The sequence below is a fragment of the Flavobacterium sp. RSP15 genome, assembly GCF_003968755.1.
In the GTDB taxonomy this organism is placed as follows: domain Bacteria; phylum Bacteroidota; class Bacteroidia; order Flavobacteriales; family Flavobacteriaceae; genus Flavobacterium.
On sequence record NZ_RYDL01000002.1, the window covers coordinates 369217 to 386671 of the forward strand.

At 36.4% G+C, this 17455-nt stretch carries 17 protein-coding genes; 12 read left to right on the forward strand and 5 right to left on the reverse strand.

Annotated features, from left to right (window positions below):
- Window positions 1-30 precede the first annotated feature (30 nt).
- The 12 genes from hemC to EKM00_RS04105 all read left to right on the forward strand — a co-directional run bounded on the left by hemC (window position 31) and on the right by EKM00_RS04105 (window position 10792).
- Window positions 31-951, forward strand: a complete 921-nt coding sequence (hemC, locus tag EKM00_RS04050) for a hydroxymethylbilane synthase (RefSeq protein ID WP_126452246.1) — start codon at window positions 31-33, stop codon at window positions 949-951.
- The gene (locus tag EKM00_RS04055) at window positions 951-1634 is read left to right on the forward strand and encodes a uroporphyrinogen-III synthase (RefSeq protein ID WP_126457723.1); all 684 of its coding nucleotides are present in this window, start codon (window positions 951-953) and stop codon (window positions 1632-1634) included. The genes hemC and EKM00_RS04055 overlap by 1 nt, the downstream gene beginning before the upstream one ends.
- A gap of 22 nt (window positions 1635-1656) precedes the next feature.
- Window positions 1657-2682: a uroporphyrinogen decarboxylase gene (gene hemE, locus EKM00_RS04060; RefSeq protein WP_126452242.1), complete on the forward strand. Its 1026-nt coding sequence runs from the start codon at window positions 1657-1659 to the stop codon at window positions 2680-2682.
- A gap of 97 nt (window positions 2683-2779) precedes the next feature.
- Window positions 2780-4219: a hypothetical protein gene (locus EKM00_RS04065; protein ID WP_126515318.1), complete on the forward strand. Its 1440-nt coding sequence runs from the start codon at window positions 2780-2782 to the stop codon at window positions 4217-4219.
- Between the two features lie 72 nt (window positions 4220-4291).
- Window positions 4292-4822, forward strand: coding sequence for a GNAT family N-acetyltransferase (locus EKM00_RS04070; protein ID WP_126452238.1), 531 nt, complete (start codon window positions 4292-4294; stop codon window positions 4820-4822).
- Window positions 4819-5721 (forward strand): oxygen-dependent coproporphyrinogen oxidase, encoded by a 903-nt coding sequence (hemF, locus tag EKM00_RS04075; protein ID WP_126515319.1) that lies wholly within the window; start codon window positions 4819-4821, stop codon window positions 5719-5721. Before EKM00_RS04070 ends, hemF begins: the two co-directional genes overlap by 4 nt.
- A 66-nt stretch (window positions 5722-5787) precedes the next feature.
- Window positions 5788-6780, forward strand: a complete 993-nt coding sequence (gene hemB / locus EKM00_RS04080) for a porphobilinogen synthase (protein ID WP_126515320.1) — start codon at window positions 5788-5790, stop codon at window positions 6778-6780.
- Window positions 6781-6782: 2 nt separating this feature from the next.
- Complete coding sequence (locus tag EKM00_RS04085) at window positions 6783-7292, forward strand: DinB family protein (protein ID WP_126515321.1); 510 nt, start codon at window positions 6783-6785, stop codon at window positions 7290-7292.
- A gap of 38 nt (window positions 7293-7330) precedes the next feature.
- Entirely contained in the window at window positions 7331-7717 is a 387-nt protein-coding gene (locus EKM00_RS04090; RefSeq protein ID WP_126515322.1) for a c-type cytochrome, read from the forward strand.
- Between the two features lie 237 nt (window positions 7718-7954).
- Window positions 7955-8425 (forward strand): methylated-DNA--[protein]-cysteine S-methyltransferase, encoded by a 471-nt coding sequence (locus tag EKM00_RS04095; protein WP_126452227.1) that lies wholly within the window; start codon window positions 7955-7957, stop codon window positions 8423-8425.
- Window positions 8426-8506: 81 nt separating this feature from the next.
- Complete coding sequence (locus EKM00_RS04100; protein WP_126515323.1) at window positions 8507-9220, forward strand: 3'-5' exonuclease; 714 nt, start codon at window positions 8507-8509, stop codon at window positions 9218-9220.
- A 132-nt stretch (window positions 9221-9352) separates the two neighbouring features.
- Window positions 9353-10792 carry a nucleoside recognition domain-containing protein gene (locus EKM00_RS04105; RefSeq protein WP_126515324.1) on the forward strand — a complete coding sequence of 480 codons (1440 nt, stop codon included), beginning with the start codon at window positions 9353-9355 and terminating at the stop codon, window positions 10790-10792.
- Between the two features lie 117 nt (window positions 10793-10909).
- Here EKM00_RS04105 and EKM00_RS04110 read toward each other — a convergent pair whose 3' ends face one another.
- The 5 genes from EKM00_RS04110 to EKM00_RS04130 form a co-directional block, all read right to left on the reverse strand.
- Window positions 10910-11569: a CoA transferase subunit B gene (locus EKM00_RS04110; protein WP_126515325.1), complete on the reverse strand. Its 660-nt coding sequence runs from the start codon at window positions 11567-11569 to the stop codon at window positions 10910-10912.
- Window positions 11560-12273 carry a CoA transferase subunit A gene (locus EKM00_RS04115; RefSeq protein ID WP_126515326.1) on the reverse strand — a complete coding sequence of 238 codons (714 nt, stop codon included), beginning with the start codon at window positions 12271-12273 and terminating at the stop codon, window positions 11560-11562. The genes EKM00_RS04110 and EKM00_RS04115 overlap by 10 nt, the downstream gene beginning before the upstream one ends.
- Before the next feature lie 188 nt (window positions 12274-12461).
- The gene (locus EKM00_RS04120) at window positions 12462-14771 is read right to left on the reverse strand and encodes a penicillin-binding protein 1A (protein WP_126515327.1); all 2310 of its coding nucleotides are present in this window, start codon (window positions 14769-14771) and stop codon (window positions 12462-12464) included.
- Between the two features lie 9 nt (window positions 14772-14780).
- Complete coding sequence (locus tag EKM00_RS04125) at window positions 14781-15260, reverse strand: gliding motility lipoprotein GldH (RefSeq protein WP_126515328.1); 480 nt, start codon at window positions 15258-15260, stop codon at window positions 14781-14783.
- A complete protein-coding gene (locus EKM00_RS04130; RefSeq protein WP_126515329.1) occupies window positions 15244-16500 on the reverse strand; it encodes a PSP1 domain-containing protein in 1257 nt (418 codons plus the stop codon). The genes EKM00_RS04125 and EKM00_RS04130 overlap by 17 nt, the downstream gene beginning before the upstream one ends.
- Window positions 16501-17455 lie beyond the last annotated feature (955 nt).

Sequence of the window (17455 nt, forward strand, 5' to 3'; positions counted from 1 at the left end):
TTTAATTCCTCTTGGTTTGAAAAAATAAAAATGGCAAACAAAACAATACGCATAGGAACCCGAGACAGTGAACTCGCACTCTGGCAAGCCCATACCGTCGAAAAAAAACTAAATGATTTAGGCTATAAAACCGAAATTATAGCGGTAAAATCGCAAGGAGATATTATCCTTGACAAACCACTTTACGAATTAGGAATCACAGGCATTTTTACTAAAACACTTGATATTGCCATGATCAACGGTCAGGTTGATATTGCAGTGCATTCCATGAAAGATGTTCCTACGGCTTTGCCAATAGGAATTGTACAGGCGGCAGTTTTGGAAAGAGCCAATACGTTAGATATCCTAGTGTACAAAGGAACCCTTGATTTTCGTAATGGAGCAGGAACAATTGCCACAGGCAGTTTGCGTCGTCAGGCACAATGGCTCAATAAATACCCCAACCATAAAGTAGTTGATTTACGTGGAAACGTCAATACGAGAATGCAGAAATTGCAGGAAAGCGATTGGAACGGAGCCGTTTTTGCGGCAGCAGGTTTGGAAAGAATCAACTTGAAACCTTCTAATTATATCGACTTGGATTGGATGATTCCGGCGCCAGCTCAAGGCGCAATGGTGGTTGTTGCGATGGCAAAAGATGAATTTTGCAGAGAGGCCGTTTCTGAGTTAAATGATATTGATGCCGAGGTATGTACACACATTGAAAGACAGTTTCTGAAAACACTCGAAGGCGGTTGTACGGCACCAATTGGCGCTTTGGCAGTATTTACAGATGAGGAAATAGTATTCAAAGGCGTTTTGTTTTCAATTGATGGGAAACAAAAAATCGAAATAGAAAAAACCGTTCCGATGCAGGAATGGAAGAAATTAGGCTTTTATTGTGCCAAAGAAATTTTAGAAAATGGCGGAGCAGAATTGATGACAGCAATTAAAATTAATTTGAAGAAATAATGAGCCAAACAAGCATTTTATCCACCAAAACATTATCGGCAGAACAAAGGCAAGTATTTATTGATGCTAATTTTGATCTTTTGGAACAAGATTTCATCGAAATAAAAAACAACCTTTTCGAACTCAGTACCATCAACAACAACTTAATTTTTAGCAGCCAAAATGCTGTTTTAAGTTTGATAGAACAAAACGGTTGGGAAGTTTTAAAGACTAAACCTGTTTTTTGTGTAGGGATTAAAACCAAAGAATTACTGGAATTGCATGGCTTTACAGTTGATGTGTATTTAGATTATGCCTCTGAATTAGCCGAAATAATCACTTTAATTTACAATAAAGAAAGCTATACTTTTTTGAGCGGAAATTTGCGTAAAGAAACGTTGCCTGAAGCATTAAAAAGTGCCGGAATAATTTTTAATGAAATCGAAGTGTATCAAACAACACTAGCGCCTTTTAAAATATCAGACCAAGAAAATTTTGACGGAATTCTGTTTTTTAGCCCATCTGCCGTTGAAAGTTATTTGACAAATAATAAAATCAAGAATGAAGTTTGTTTTTGCGTAGGCACTACTACAGCAGCAGCATTAGAAACAAAGAAAATTAAAAACATAGTAATTCCCGAAACACCAACTATCGAAGCCGTGATTTTGGAAGTTATTGAATATTATACACCGGAAAGCATCTAGCAATCCGCTAAAATTTAAATACATGATCAAAAACGACCTATTTTTAAGAGCACTAAAAGGAGAAACAGTACAACGTCCGCCAGTTTGGATGATGCGTCAAGCCGGACGGTTTTTGCCGGAATTTATCGCATTGCGTGATAAATATGATTTTTTTACCCGTTGTCAGACTCCGGAATTAGCAGCCGAAATAACGATGATGCCAATTCGCAGAATTGCTCCGGATGCTGCCATTTTGTTTTCAGATATCTTGGTAATTCCACAAGCCATGGGAATTGAAGTGTTGATGAAAGAAAATTTCGGGCCGTTTTTACCAAATCCAATTCGTACGATTCAAGATGTGGAGAAAGTAATTGTTCCAGATGTACATGAAACATTAGGGTACGTTTTTGATGCTATTAAATTGACCAAAGAAATGTTGAATGATGAGGTGCCATTAATTGGTTTTGCAGGTTCACCTTGGACAATTATGTGTTACGCGGTGGAAGGGAAAGGTTCTAAAAGCTTTGATATGGCCAAAGGATTTTGTTTCGAACATCCAGAAGCTGCTCATGTTTTATTGCAAAAAATCACTGATACCACGATCTTATATTTGAAAGAAAAAGTGAAATCAGGAGTGGATGCTGTTCAAATTTTTGACTCTTGGGGCGGAATGTTATCTCCAGTTGATTATCAGGAATTCTCTTGGAAATATATCAATCAAATCATTGAAGCTTTGGCTGATGATGCACCGGTTATCGTTTTCGGAAAAGGATGTTGGTTTGCATTGAATGAAATGGGAAAAAGTAGGGCTTCGGCACTTGGTGTAGATTGGACGTGTTCTCCAAGAAATGCAAGATACTTGTCTGGCGGAAACATCACATTACAAGGAAATTTTGATCCTTCCAGATTGTTATCTCCAATTCCGGTTATTAAGAAAATGGTACATGAAATGATTGACGAATTCGGAAAAGACAAATACATCGTGAATTTAGGTCACGGAATTTTACCAAATATTCCTGTGGATCACGCAAAAGCGTTTATTGATGCGGTGAAGGAGTACGGGAAATAGTATACAGTAATTAGTGTTCAGTTTGCAGTCTTTACTGCAAGGTTTTTTTAACCTTGTAGGGGTGTTTAATTATATGAAATTTTAAAAAACGTGGAAGATGAGAAAGCCCTTAATTATTGGAGATAAAACATACCAATTCAAAAAAGATGCAATTAGTCATTATCGAACGATTTTAAATTCTTATGACTTTGGACAATCTTTGAATGAGGAGGATTTCAACGATATAGTTGATTTGTTTTTATTGGAGGATGATAATAATTCAGAAACAGATTCAGAAACTATTAATATAAAAGAAACTTTTACTTTTGATAAAAATCATTTTTCTAATTATCAAATAGCAGTTTTAGAAAATGAAGATAAAAGATATATTAAGTGTCCGACAAGTAAAACTAAAATCATTAACTATGAAAATGTTGAACAATTAAGTAGAGATATACAGATTTTTAAAAATGAAAGGTATTTTTGTATTATCGATGGAGACTTTATTTTTGGAGACTTTATCGAAACTTTTTTGGTATGTAGGAATATGAAAGCTAAAGAGTTAACTATTTCTACTTCATCTATGTCTCAACATAATGTTGACAGCCTTTATAGTTTATTGGAAGAGGGGTTCATTGAAAAATTAAATTTAATTGTATCCGACCGTTTTTTTACTTATGAAAGAGATAACCTCATAGAATATATTTATGAAACTTTAGATGTAGAAAAAAAGTTTCAATTATCCGTTTGCAATAATCAATCAAAGATAGTATTAATTCAAAGTGATGATAATGGAGGAAGAAAATACCTTATTCAAGGTTCTGCTAATTTGAATAGTTCTAATTGTATAGAACAATTTTCTATAGAAGAAAATGAAGAATTATTTGATTTCAATAAAATTGTCTTTGATGAAATAATAGAAAAGTTTAAAACTATAAATCATTTAAGGGACGTCGATTCTGACGAAGTTAGAGAAAATATAATTTTAGATGAAAGAGCAAGTTTTGATGAGTATTTTGAAAAGGAAATAGAAATAACTGATATTAAAGTTAGCCAAGTTCAATATGGCACAAAATGTTTTGAAATATTTTATGATGATTTGTCAAGCCATTACATTTCATATTTAATGATTTTAAACAAGACAAAATATAATCCAGAAACTTTGTTTTACAAAGCTTGTAGAAATGCTATTCAAAAAGATATGCTTTTAGTAAAACAAGATTTTTTCAATGCCAATTCCGTAAAAGGATATGTAAAATGTCAAGAAACAAATGAATTGTCAAAATGGGAAGATTTAGCGGTTGACCATAGACAGCCGAATACTTTCTCTGTAATACTTGATAGGTTTAAAGAAGTGAAAAATATCGACCTAGAAACAGTTGAATACACACTTGGAGAGAATAATTTTATTGTATTTAAAAATCAAGACTTAACTACTGAATTCATCAATTATCATAAAGATAAAGCTAATTTAAGAGTAATAAGAAAAGAATGCAACTTAAGTCGAACAGGAATGGGAAGGCTGAAAAGAAGTGCGAAAGATTTAACTATTAAATAATAAAGTCAGATAACAAAATAAAGAATACCTACAAGGTTAAAAAAACCTTTCAGGAAAGAAAAAATAAAACGAATGCATATAACAGAAAACTTCACCATAGACAAATTAAAACTAACAGATGCAAATCAGTTGTATCAATTTATGATTGACAATTATCAAAGATTACTCCTATTTTTCCCACTTACACTTTCAAGCAATTCAAGTATTGAAAAGACAAAAGAATATATTTCAATAAAGGAAAAGGAGATTCAGGAAAAATCAAATTTCACTTTAGCAATTCGAGAGAAAGATTCTCAAAATATTGCAGGATTAATTATTATTAAAAAAATTGATTGGGAGAAAAGAATAGCAGAGTTAGCATATTGTATTGGTTCAGAATATGAAGGAAGAGGCATGGTGTCATTTGCTGTAAAAGGAATTTCAAAGTATTCTTTTGATGAATTAGAGTTAAAAACTCTTCATATTATTTCTCATAAAACGAACCTTGGAAGTGTTAAAGTAGCTCAAAAATGCGGATTTGTATGGAGCGAAACATTAAAGAATGAGTTTACTCCAACAAATGGACTCCCGTTAGATATGGAATTATATGAACTAACAAGATGAAACAACAATTTTACTCCTACATACAAAACCTTCAAGACCAAATCTGTAAAGGATTGGAAGCAGTTGAAGGCCAAGCCAAATTTCGTGAAGATCTTTGGGAGCGTCCGGAAGGCGGAGGAGGAAGAACTCGTGTTATCGAAAATGGAAAAGTTTTCGAAAAAGGCGGAGTGAATATCTCAGCCGTTCATGGGAAATTACCAGAAGCCATGCAAAAAATGTTCAATGTGGGCGAAGCTGATTTTTTTGCCTGTGGACTAAGTTTGGTATTGCACCCAAAAAATCCAATGGTTCCTACGGTTCATGCCAATTGGCGTTATTTCGAAATGTACGATGATAACGGAAACGTGATTCAGCAATGGTTTGGTGGCGGACAAGATTTAACACCGTATTATCTGTTTGAAGAAGATGCAATTCATTTTCATCAAACCTGTAAAACCGCTTGTGACAAACACAATCCAGAGTTTTATCCAAAATACAAGAAACAATGTGATGCCTATTTTTGGAACGCGCATCGCAACGAAGCACGAGGAATTGGCGGCTTGTTTTTCGATTATTGCAAAGAAACGGAGACCATGACTATGGAGAACTGGTTCAATTACGTTTCGGAAGTCGGCAATAGTTTCCTTGAAGCGTATGTTCCAATTGTAGAAAAAAGAAAAGATTTACCCTATACGCCAGAAAATAGAACGTGGCAAGAAATACGCCGCGGTCGTTATGTAGAGTTTAATTTGGTTCACGATAAAGGCACCTTATTTGGTCTAAAAACCAACGGAAGAATTGAAAGTATCCTGATGAGTTTACCACCAAATGTACAATGGGTGTACGATCATCATCCGGAAGCGGGAAGCGAAGAAGAAAAATTAGTAAACGTATTAGAAAACCCAAGAGATTGGCTTTAGATTTATTTTAAATTTTAAATGGGTTTAACTTTAAACTTTTAAACCTGAAACTTTAAACGAAAATATATGTTCCCATTACACAGAGGCAGAAGATTAAGAACAAACGAATCCATAAGGAGTTTAGTTCGTGAAACGAGTTTAAGTCCATCAGATTTTATGTTTCCTATGTTTATAGCTGAGGGCGAGAATGTTCAGGTGGAAATTGCTTCCATGCCAGGAATATTTCGTCGATCCATCGATTTAACGGTAAAAGAAATACATGAATTATTTGCTTTAGGCATTCGTGCGGTAAATATTTATGTAAAAGTCAGTGAAAATTTAAAAGACAATACGGGACTGGAAGCGTGGAATCCAAACGGATTGATGCAAAATGCCATTCGTGCCATCAAAGCTGCTTGTCCGGAAATGATTGTAATGCCTGATGTGGCTTTGGATCCTTATTCTATTTATGGACATGACGGAATCATTGCAAATGGAGATGTAGCAAATGATGCAACGAACGCAGCCTTGGTCAAAATGGCTGTTTCTCATGCGCAGGCCGGAGCCGATTTTGTAGCGCCATCAGACATGATGGACGGACGTGTATTGCGTTTGCGCGAGGGTCTGGATACTGCCGGTTTTCATAACGTAGGTATTATGAGTTATTCGGCAAAATACGCATCTGCTTTTTACGGGCCGTTCCGTGACGCGTTAGACAGTGCTCCTGTTGACGCCACTGAAATTCCAAAAGATAAAAAAACATACCAAATGGATTATGCCAATCGCATAGAAGCTATCAAAGAAGCGTTATGGGACGTTGAAGAAGGCGCTGATATGGTCATGGTAAAACCTGGAATTGCCTATTTAGACATTGTTCGCGAAGTCAAAAATGCGGTAAATGTGCCGGTAACAGTCTACCACGTTTCAGGGGAATACGCGATGATCAAAGCCGCTGCCGAAAGAGGTTGGCTCGATCACGATAAAATTATGATGGAGCAATTAATGTGTATCAAACGAGCGGGAGCCAGTTTGATTTCGACCTATTTTGCGAAAGAGGCTGCAATACTCCTTAACAAATAGAAATGAAAAAATGTTTAATAATAGTGGTTTTATTGCTTTCCAATAGCATTTTTGCACAAGCGGAAGTAGTTTCTACTTTCATAGAGAAATGGGATAATTCCAAAGATTATTTAGTGGCCGTTGCAGAAGCTATGCCGGAAGATAAATATGATTATAAACCCGCTGAACGTGAAATGTCCTTTAAAGAACAATTATTTCACATACAAGATAACATGAATTGGTTGGGCACAACTTATTTTTCGGAAGAGAAATATGTGAAAAAAGAAGCCGTAAAAGGGCTTTCAAAAGCACAAATAATCCAAGAGATAAAAACCTCTTTTGATACAGCAAAAAGAGTTGTCCAAAAAACCAATGATGCTGAATTATCCCAAAAAGTTACTTTTTTTGCGGGTCAAAAATCAAAATTGCAAATACTTAATTTGATGCAAGACCATGTTACCCATCACAGAGCACAAATTTTAGTATATTTGAATCTGAATCAAATTCAGCCACCCAAATATATTGGATGGTAATTCTAGCCACTGAGCCACCTATAATTAAAGAAATTAACATGAGAAAGACATTGTTTTTATTAGCCGTTTTAGCCTTAACTTCTTGTAAAAAAGAAGAAGCCAAAAAAGAACCTTTATACCCAACCACTACCGAAGAAATTGCTCAAACACCAGAGCAATTGGGAGAAGAAATTTTCAAAGGGAAAGGAAATTGTGTGGCCTGCCATCAGGTTGATAAAAAGGTGATAGGGCCAAGCTTGCAGGATATTGCTAAGATTTACAAGGATAAAAATGCAGATATGGTAGTGTTTCTGAAAGGAGAAGGCGAGCCTATTGTTGATCCAAGCCAGTACGAAGTTATGAAAACTAATTTTGTCGTGACAAAAGCCATGTCGGATGACGAATTGAAAGCCTTGGAAGCATACGTATTTTCCAATTTGAAATAATCCTGGCGTTTTTCAGGAGCTACTCCCGCTATCCGCTGTATTCCCGATAAATAAAAACTACGGATAAAAAGCCTTGTTTTTCTAAATCGCGAGATGCCGCTGCTATCGGGGCTAAAATACAAGAACCATTCGTCTCTGCGAATGGTTTTTTTATGCTCAAAACACTTTAAGTGCATTTATTTCTGAACTTTATTACTTCTTTAGGAACAATGTGGGTAATTTTTTTATCTTTAAAATATGGAAACCGCATACATCAAAACGCCATTGGGAATTGCCAAAATCATAGGCGATGAAAGTGGAATATCACGAATTTCAGTCACCGAAGAAGGGTTGTGTTCAAATACAATTCAGGCTGTTTTACAACAAGCCGTTGTACAACTCAACGAATATTTTGAAGGCAAGAGAACCGATTTCGATTTTAAATTAAATCCAAAAGGGACTGAATTCCAACAAAAAGTCTGGAAATCTTTATTGGATATTCCTTATGGGAAAACGAGAACATATCTCGAACAATCCAAAATTTTGGGTGATGTCAAAGCCATTAGAGCCGTTGCATCTGCTAACGGGAAAAATCCGCTTTGGATTGTCGTGCCCTGTCACAGAGTCATTGGAACAGATGGTTCACTAACAGGATATGCAGGCGGATTATGGCGAAAAAAATGGTTATTGGAACATGAGAATCCAACGGCGCAACAAAGTTTGTTTTAGTTGTTGATGAATAAATTTGGTATATTCGTTTAAGAAAATCTGAATAAATCTGTAAAATCCACGTAAGCTGCGTGCCATCAAATGATAGAAAAAATAAACCTCAATAACATTCTGTTTCTGGACATCGAAACCGTTCCGGAAGCCGAAGATTTCAATGCATTAGATTCTGAAATGCAAGATCTTTGGGAACATAAAACCCAATACCAGCGTAAAGACGAATATACTCCCGAGGATTTCTACGATCGTGCGGGAATTTGGGCCGAGTTTGGGAAAATCGTTTGTATCTCCGTGGGTTATTTTACTATCAAAGGCGATATTCGGAATTTTAGGGTGACTTCTTTTTTTGGTGAAGAAAAGAAACTATTGTTAGATTTTAATACTTTGCTGAATACTCATTTCAACCAGCCGCAACATGTTTTGTGTGGGCACAATGCTAAGGAATTCGATATTCCGTTCCTTGCCCGACGCATGATTATCAATCAAATTGCTATTCCGAACAAGCTTAATTTATTTGGAAAAAAACCATGGGAAATCCCACATTTGGATACCTTGGAATTGTGGAAATTCGGGGATTATAAACACTATACTTCTTTGAAATTGATGTGTAAAGTCCTTGGAATTCCTTCGCCAAAAGGCGATATCGACGGTAGCCAGGTAGGACATGTATTTTATGTAGACAAAGATATTGATCGTATTGTAACCTATTGTGAGAAAGACACCATTGCCGTGGCGCAGATTTTCTTGAGATTAAGACGGGAAGATTTATTGATAGAAGACGAGATTATTCATGTATAAAAAATTCAATGGTAATTTTAATTTCAAAATTCAATCCTAGTGCTCCACATCTAGATTTATGTTTGATATTGACCTTGTCTTTTTGCTATTGTCATTGCAATTGATTTATTACATTTACAAAAATTATAGATTATGGTATTGAGTAGATTTTGGTTGGTCATTTTTATTTCAGCGATTGTATTTGTAGTGTTTAGTTTGTTTTCTGGAGATAGTTATACTATTGACCACGTTTTGAATGGAAAGAAAGATGATCCAATTCTGGTTTCGGAGAAATTTCTCGAAGAATTACCTGCTTTTATTAAAGACAGCATCAAAAAAGCACCAGAACAAACCATGATAATTAATCGTGATACGCTAAATGCTGATACGACTTATGTTTATAAAAACAAAACCGTAAAAATATACAGTGGCGTTCAAAAATCAGATGGTTTACTGCCAACGTGCAAAAGTACTTTGCTAGATTTAGTCCTTCCGCTGATGGCTTACTTGGCCTTTTTCTGTGGATTAATGGAGCTTTTAATCATTTCCGGAGCTTCTGGAAAGTTAGCGAAAGCATTGAGTCCAGTTTTTGTAAAAGTGTTTCCTAGTATTCCTAAAAATCATCCTTCCATTTCCTATATGACCTTAAATTTTGCTGCTAATTTCTTAGGATTAGATTCTGCGGCCACTCCTTTTGGTCTAAAAGCCATGGAGAGTTTACAAGAGATAAATCCTGATAAAGACAAGGCCAGTGATGCACAAATTATGTTTATGTGTTTGCATGCTTCGGGTCTTACTTTGATTGCAACCTCTATTATAGGGTATCGTGCTGCGGCTAATGCCAGCAATCCGGCGGATGTGATGTTACCTTGTATTATCACTTCTTTTATAGGAACTATTGCAGCATTTCTAATTGTTGGGGTGAAGCAAAAAATCAATTTCAAAAGTGCTTCTCTAGTGATTGTATTGATGGTTTTAATAGCTGCAATTGTTGGTTTGTTGATGTATGTAAACCATTTAGATTTAATCGGGAAAAACTATTTTACGGCTAATCTTTCTGCTTTAATATTAATTGGAATTATTGCTTTTACCCTGATTTTCTCCTTTCTAAATGAGAAGAAATTTACGGTCGCAAGTACTACAGTTTTTGATTCTTTTGTAGTAGGAGCAAACAATGGTGTGAAAACTGGAGTAACTATTTTTCCTTATGTATTGGGAATGTTGGTAGCTATTTCACTATTTAGAAACAGTGGTTTATTTGAAATTATTAGTAATTGGATTGCTTTCATTTTCTCAAATATGGGTGTTAGCAAGCAAATCACGGATGCTTTACCCGTAGCGTTGCTTCGTCCCTTTAGTTCTGCAGGATCAAGAGGCTTTTTGATTGACTCAATGAATACTTTTGGTGCTGATTCCTTAACGGCAAGATTGAGTAGTATTTTTCAATGTAGTGCCGAAAGTACGTTTTATGTGATAGCCGTTTATTTTGGTTCCGTAAATATTAAAAATACGCGTTATGCATTAGGAACGATGCTTATAGTCGATTTGATTTGTGTGATTACGGCTATTTTTGTGGCGACTTGGTTCTTTTAAAAATAAGAATTTTGAAGCGATTTGATTCATGGATGTAATCGCAAATCGAAGTATAAAAAAAACCACAATCTCAAATAGTATTGAGATTGCGGTTTTTGTGTATTTTAAGAGCAGTTGTTAATCAATAACCATCTCCGGAACATTAGCTTCAATAATTAAATCAGCTTCCGTAGAAGCGATGATATGGGCTACGGTTACACCCGGTGCGCGTTCCAGTAATTTAAATCCTTGAGGGGTTACTTCTAAAACGGCTAGTTCAGTAACTATTTTTTTAACACAGCCAACACCTGTTAAAGGCAAGGTACATTTTTTTAGTATTTTAGATTCGCCAGCTTTGTTAACGTGCATCATGGCTACAATAATATTCTCGGCAGAAGCCACTAAATCCATTGCGCCACCCATTCCTTTGACCATTTTACCAGGAATTTTCCAGTTGGCAATATCACCATTTTCGGAAACTTCCATTGCACCAAGGATTGTTAAGTCAACATGTTGTCCCCGAATCATTCCAAAACTGAATGCGGAGTCGAAGAAACTGGCTCCAGGCAAAGTAGTTATGGTTTGTTTTCCGGCGTTGATTAAATCAGCGTCTTCATCGCCTTCAAAAGGGAATGGACCCATACCGAGAATTCCGTTTTCACTTTGAAATTCAACGTCAATTCCTTCTGGGACATAATTAGCAACTAATGTTGGAATCCCGATTCCGAGATTCACATAGTAGTTGTGTTTTAATTCTTTTGCAATGCGTTTTGCAATTTGATTTTTATCTAAAGCCATAAACAGAAAATTTTTATCACGGTTCTTTGTTCAATTCTTTTTTCATATTTCACACCTTGAAAAATTCTATTTACAAGTATTCCTGGAATATGAATTTCGTTTGGATCTAAACTACCTACAGGCAACAATTCTTCTACTTCGGCGATGGTTATTTTTGCTGCTCCGGCCATACAAGGATTAAAGTTTCGTGCGGTTCCTTTGAAAACTAGGTTACCGGCTTCATCACCTTTCCATGCTTTTACGATGGCAAAATCAGCTTTGAAAGCGTATTCCATAAGATGCATTTTTCCGTTGAATTCCCGTGCTTCCTTCCCTTCGGCTACTTCAGTTCCATAACCGGCAGGGGTAAAAAAAGCTGGAATTCCTGCTTGTGCCGCACGACATCGTTCTGCAAGAGTTCCTTGCGGGATTAATTCTACATCGAGTTCTCCAGATAGCATTTGACTCTCAAATTCGGCATTTTCACCTACGTAAGAAGAAATCATTTTTTTGATTTGGCGTTTTTGCAAAAGCAATCCAAGGCCAAAATTATCTACTCCTGCATTGTTTGAGATACAGGTTAAATCCATAGTTTCTTTTTTTACTAATTCGGCGATGGAATTTTCTGGAATACCGCATAATCCGAAACCGCCCAGCATGATGGTCATCCCGTTTTCAATTCCTTGAAGGGCTTCATGTACGTTATTTACTTTTTTGTTAATCATAAAATTGAATGCTAGTTGACGAATTTTAATTTAAAGAAGAACCCGATCTGTTTGTAGTATTAATAACAACAAGATTTAATTTTAAGAACGAATTGCCTAGCCCAGATAGAAGCGACATCCTTTTAGTCTCCTTTTTTAAGGAGACTAAAAGATACAGCGGATGGCTGGATTAGCTCCAGATGAAAATTTTACAATTCAAATTCATCGGTATTTTGTTCAATATTAGTGGTGTCTATTACTTTTGGGGCGGTGTAGCAGTCTACTTTTATGGATAGATTTGCGGGTCTTTCAAAGGATGCTTTGGATACTTTTAGAGCGGGATCTTCGTAACAAAGTTTCATAAAATAACCCCAAACCGGCAGTGCTGCTGTGGCACCTTGTCCGTAAGTTATGCTTTTGAAACGGGCAGAACGGTCCTCGCAACCCACCCAGACTCCAGTTACAAGATTAGGAACCATTCCCATAAACCATCCGTCAGATTGGTTTTGTGTAGTTCCTGTTTTACCTGCAATAGGATTTTTAAATTGATAGGGATATCCTGTCCAGCGTTTGTCTCCGTTTCCGCCGCCGGTGGTGCGCAAACGATCTCCGGACCCGCCTTCCGTAACGCCTTCTAATAATTTGATGACGGCATACGCGATGTCTTTGTTTAAAACATCATGTGATTCAGGGATGGGTTCGTAAATAATTACGCCACCTTTATCTTCGATTCGAGATATAAATTGGGGTTTCATATACACGCCTTGATTGGCAAAGGTGCTGTAAGCAGCAACCATATCTTCGACGGTTATTTCAACGGCTCCCAAAGCAATGGAAGGCTGAAGCGGAATCTCCGATTTGATGCCTAATTTATGGGCTAAATCGACTACAGCTGCCGGACCTACTCGGTCTATTAATTTTGCGGATATAATATTGATGGAATTTGCCAATCCTCGTTTTAGGGTTACCATTCCGCTGTATCTGTTGTTGGAGTTTTTTGGTTCCCAATCTTCGGTAACATTATGACGTCCTTTTCTAATCATAAAAGGGGAATCAATAATGGAATCACAAGGCGACATATTCAATTGTTCTATGGCTGTAGCATAAACAAAAGGCTTGAAAGTGGAACCAACTTGTCTGGCACCTTGCCCTACGTGATCGTATTGAAAATATTTATAATCGATACCTCCAACCCACGCTTTTATATTTCCCGTTTGAGGTTCCATCGCCATGAGTCCGGATTGTAAAAAATGTTTGTAATACCGAATGGAATCCAATGGCGTCATAATAGTGTCTTTTTCTCCCTTCCAAGAGAAGACTCTCATTTTAGTTTTTATGCTAAAGGATGCTATAATTTCTTCGTCCGTTTTTTCCAGTGATTTTAATACCGCCCATCTGTTCGATGATTTCATGGCTTGGCTTAAAATGCGTTGTGTTTCTACAGAAGAGATGTTGACAAATGGCGCATTTTTATTTGTTTTGGATTGCTCGAAAAATTCTTCTTGAAGATTGGCCATGTGCTCCGTTACTGCTTTTTCAGCGTGCAGTTGCATTCTGGAATCAATGGTAGTATAGATTTTTAGACCATCTTTGTATATGTCATAATCTGAACCATCCGGTTTTTTATTTTCCTCCGCCCATTTTTTCAGGTAGTCTCTTAAATATTCCCTGAAATAGGTTGCTGTTCCGTCTTTGTGCGTTTGTAATTTGAACTTTAATGTGATTGGTAAAGCCTGCAGTCTTTCTTTTTCTTCTTTTGAAATTATTTTTCCTTTTTCTAATTGCAGAAGCACTACATTTCTTCGGTTTATGACTCCTTGTGGATTTCTCACAGGATTGTAAAGGCCAGAATTTTTAAACATTCCCACTAATATTGCCGACTCACTGATGGTTAAATCCTTTGGTTCTTTCGAAAAATACGTTTTTGCGGCTGAACTAACTCCGACAGAATTGTTTCCAAAATCGTATACATTACAATACATTGCAATAATTTCATTTTTAGTGTATTGTCTTTCTAATCGGATGGCAATAATCCATTCTTTTATTTTTTGTACAATTCTAAAAGGCAAGAATTTAGATCCTTCGCCGTGAAATAATTGTTTGGCTAATTGCTGCGTCAAGGTACTGGCTCCTCCGCTGGTCCCTAAGCTCGAGATGGCTCTCAAAGTACCTCTTCCGTCAATGCCGGAATGCTCGTAAAAACGAGCATCTTCCGTTGCGATTAGTGCTTGAACCAAATTTTTTGGCAAGTCAGAATACTTTAATTGAGATCTGTTTTTTTCGAAATACTTCCCTAAAACCACTCCGTCAGCGGATATGATCTCAGTTGCTAAATTAGAATCGGGATTTTCTAAATCTTCAAAAGACGGCATCGAACCGAAGATTCCCCAGGAAGCAAACAGGAAAAATAAAGCAAGACTTCCTAACCCTACAAAGAATATTTTCCAAAAAATATTTTTGTAATGAGCCATGTCTTTGTCATTATCTTTAGCGGAACTGTTGTTTTTTTTGATAGCCATAATACTATTTTATTCTTTTTTTTCTATTCTAAAACCTACCTCTGTAATTCCGTCTAAAGCCGTCACGCCGGGAACTTTGCCGTTTTCTCTGACTGCTTGCTTAATATGAACGGTGTATTTGGATCGAAACCGTACATTTTCCTTGTAAAAAAGTTTGCTTTCTTTTATGTCTGAAAATCCATTCCCTAATAGTAATCCCTCCGGATCAGCCATTTGGTATTCAAGCGTGTCTACTTTTGTAAAACCATTAGGCAGTTCTAAAGCTACAATTAAAAACAAATTGTTGTATTGATACGCATTATTCGCTCTCAAATTCACAAACAAATTATAGCGTTTTGTGGAATCTAGTTCCGGTAAATGGAACGTTACAATGCTGTCTTTATTCCACGCACTACCCACAGATTGATAGTCATCAAAAACCCTTTTTTTATCACACGACCAGAATAGAATTACTACCAAAAGAAGTAAAGCGCTATTTTTTATCCACATTTTTAGTAATAATTATAGGTTTTCTTGGCTCCGCAGGCTTTTTGTCATTTGGAGTCTGACGGGTATTGTTTACAGGTTTGTTGCTGTTTGCTACAATTGCATTTTCACCGCCCGGTTTTCGTTTTTTATTTGGTTTTTTCTTCGTTTTGGGTTGGTCAAAACGAGTCAAACTTTCTTGTCCCATTGCATTATTGAAGTTTTTCTCTGGTTCTGCGATGATTTCTATTGCAAAATCTTCTAGTGAAGAAACTTTATTTTTCAGTTTGTTTTCAGCGATGATTTCTCGGACTTGATCAATTTTCAATACGTGCCAATTTGCAAAATTATTGGTGTAGGCAAACCACATTAATCCTTTGAAAATATCTTGTTTCTGGCAAATGGCATCTCCTTTTTCCGTCACCAATTTTGTTTCAAAATCCGGGAAGTCTTTCAAAGCATCCATGTACGTATCCAGTTCATAATTCAAACAGCATTTCAATTTTCCGCATTGTCCGGCTAGTTTTTGTGGATTCAAAGACAGTTGTTGGTATCTTGCCGCTGAGGTATTTACACTTCTAAAATCCGTCAGCCAAGTCGAACAACACAATTCTCTTCCGCAAGAACCTATTCCGCCTAAACGAGCTGCTTCCTGACGGAAACCTACTTGTTTCATTTCTATTCGGGTACTGAATTCTTTAGCAAAATCTTTAATTAATGCTCGAAAATCAATTCGGTCATTTGCTGTGTAATAAAACGTAGCTTTTGATCCGTCCCCTTGAAATTCAATATCTGAAATCTTCATTTCCAGTTTTTGCGCAATCGCCAGTTCCCGTGCGCGCACCTTCATTGGCTCTTCTTTTTCCCGTGCGGCAGACCAAATATCAATATCTTTTTGGGATGCTTTTCTATAAATTTTCGGAATTTCGTTGCCCAGGTGATTGGCTCCTTTTTTCTTCATTTGAATTTTAACTAATTCTCCTGTCAAAGTAACAATTCCTATGTCGTGTCCCGGAGAAGCAACAGTAGCCACGATATCGCCCATGCTTAACGTCAATTTCTCTGTATTGCGGTAAAATTCTTTTCTGCCGTTTTTGAAGCGTACTTCCACACAGTCAAAAGGGGCGTCACCATTAGGCAGACTCATATTAGAAAGCCAATCAAAAACCGTCAATTTATTGCAGCTGTCGGTGCCGCAAGTCCCATTATTTTTACAACCTTTAGGTGATCCACCATCAGAAGTTGAACAACTTGTACATGCCATAATTTTATATATAGTGTTGCGACGAGCACAACTTATGTTTTTAAAACGTTTAATGTGTAAAGATAGTATTTTTTAATTTTACGTCACAACGCATAAAAGCACGAATGCCTTATAAATTTTCAATAAAAAAACCCATTACAAATTAGTTTGTAATGGGTTAGTTTTGAATTCTTTCATATAAAGATACGATGCATTTTATATCTATTTTGACTTCAAAGGTTGTCCCATGAATCTCTCCAGCCGTTGAAACGGTTGGTTATGGTTTAATGATGTGTGTGTTTAGAACATAGCCCACGGTTTCAACCGTTGGCAACGTAAAGAACAATACATTGTTTTTCAAAGGTTGTCCCATGAATCTCTCCAACCGTTGAAACGTTTGGCTATAATTTAATGGTTGTTTGTTTTTTGAACATAGCCCACGGTTTCAACCGTTGGCAACGTAAAGAACAATACATTGTTTTTCAAAGCTTGTCCTATGAATTTCTCCAACCGTTGAAACGGTTGGTTGTAGTTTAATGGTTGTGTGTTTTTTGAACATAGCCTACGGTTTCAACCTTTGGCAACGTAAAGTAAAGAACAATACATTATTTTTCAAAGATTGACCCATGAATTTTTCCAACCGTTGAAACGGTTGGCTATAGTTTAATGGTTGTGTGTGTTTTGAAGATAGCCGCGGTTTCAACCGTAGGCAACGTAAAGAACAATACATTGTTTTTTAAAGATTGACCCATGAATTTTTCCAACCGTTGAAACGGTTGGCTATGGTTTAATAGATGTGTTTGTTTAGAACATAGCCCACGGTTTCAACCGTTGGCAACGTAAAGTAAAGAACAATACATTATTTTTCAAAGATTGTCCCATGAATTTTTCCAACCGTTGAAACGGTTGGCTATGGTTTAATAGATGTGTTTGTTTAGAACATAGCCCACGGTTTCAACCGTTGGCAACGTAAAGA

Bases quoted from the DNA above. Each gene is read 5' to 3' on its own strand.
- hemF (WP_126515319.1), top strand. From the start codon at position 4,819: ATGAAACAACAATTTTACTCCTACATACAAAACCTTCAAGACCAAATC.
- EKM00_RS04095 (WP_126452227.1), top strand. From the start codon at position 7,955: ATGGAAACCGCATACATCAAAACGCCATTGGGAATTGCCAAAATCATA.
- hemE (WP_126452242.1), top strand. From the start codon at position 1,657: ATGATCAAAAACGACCTATTTTTAAGAGCACTAAAAGGAGAAACAGTA.
- hemB (WP_126515320.1), top strand. From the start codon at position 5,788: ATGTTCCCATTACACAGAGGCAGAAGATTAAGAACAAACGAATCCATA.
- EKM00_RS04090 (WP_126515322.1), top strand. From the start codon at position 7,331: ATGAGAAAGACATTGTTTTTATTAGCCGTTTTAGCCTTAACTTCTTGT.
- EKM00_RS04130 (WP_126515329.1), bottom strand. From the start codon at position 16,500: ATGGCATGTACAAGTTGTTCAACTTCTGATGGTGGATCACCTAAAGGT.
- EKM00_RS04120 (WP_126515327.1), bottom strand. From the start codon at position 14,771: ATGGCTATCAAAAAAAACAACAGTTCCGCTAAAGATAATGACAAAGAC.
- EKM00_RS04070 (WP_126452238.1), top strand. From the start codon at position 4,292: ATGCATATAACAGAAAACTTCACCATAGACAAATTAAAACTAACAGAT.
- EKM00_RS04085 (WP_126515321.1), top strand. From the start codon at position 6,783: ATGAAAAAATGTTTAATAATAGTGGTTTTATTGCTTTCCAATAGCATT.
- EKM00_RS04065 (WP_126515318.1), top strand. From the start codon at position 2,780: ATGAGAAAGCCCTTAATTATTGGAGATAAAACATACCAATTCAAAAAA.
- EKM00_RS04055 (WP_126457723.1), top strand. From the start codon at position 951: ATGAGCCAAACAAGCATTTTATCCACCAAAACATTATCGGCAGAACAA.
- EKM00_RS04110 (WP_126515325.1), bottom strand. From the start codon at position 11,569: ATGGCTTTAGATAAAAATCAAATTGCAAAACGCATTGCAAAAGAATTA.
- EKM00_RS04105 (WP_126515324.1), top strand. From the start codon at position 9,353: ATGGTATTGAGTAGATTTTGGTTGGTCATTTTTATTTCAGCGATTGTA.
- EKM00_RS04115 (WP_126515326.1), bottom strand. From the start codon at position 12,273: ATGATTAACAAAAAAGTAAATAACGTACATGAAGCCCTTCAAGGAATT.
- EKM00_RS04125 (WP_126515328.1), bottom strand. From the start codon at position 15,260: ATGTGGATAAAAAATAGCGCTTTACTTCTTTTGGTAGTAATTCTATTC.
- hemC (WP_126452246.1), top strand. From the start codon at position 31: ATGGCAAACAAAACAATACGCATAGGAACCCGAGACAGTGAACTCGCA.
- EKM00_RS04100 (WP_126515323.1), top strand. From the start codon at position 8,507: ATGATAGAAAAAATAAACCTCAATAACATTCTGTTTCTGGACATCGAA.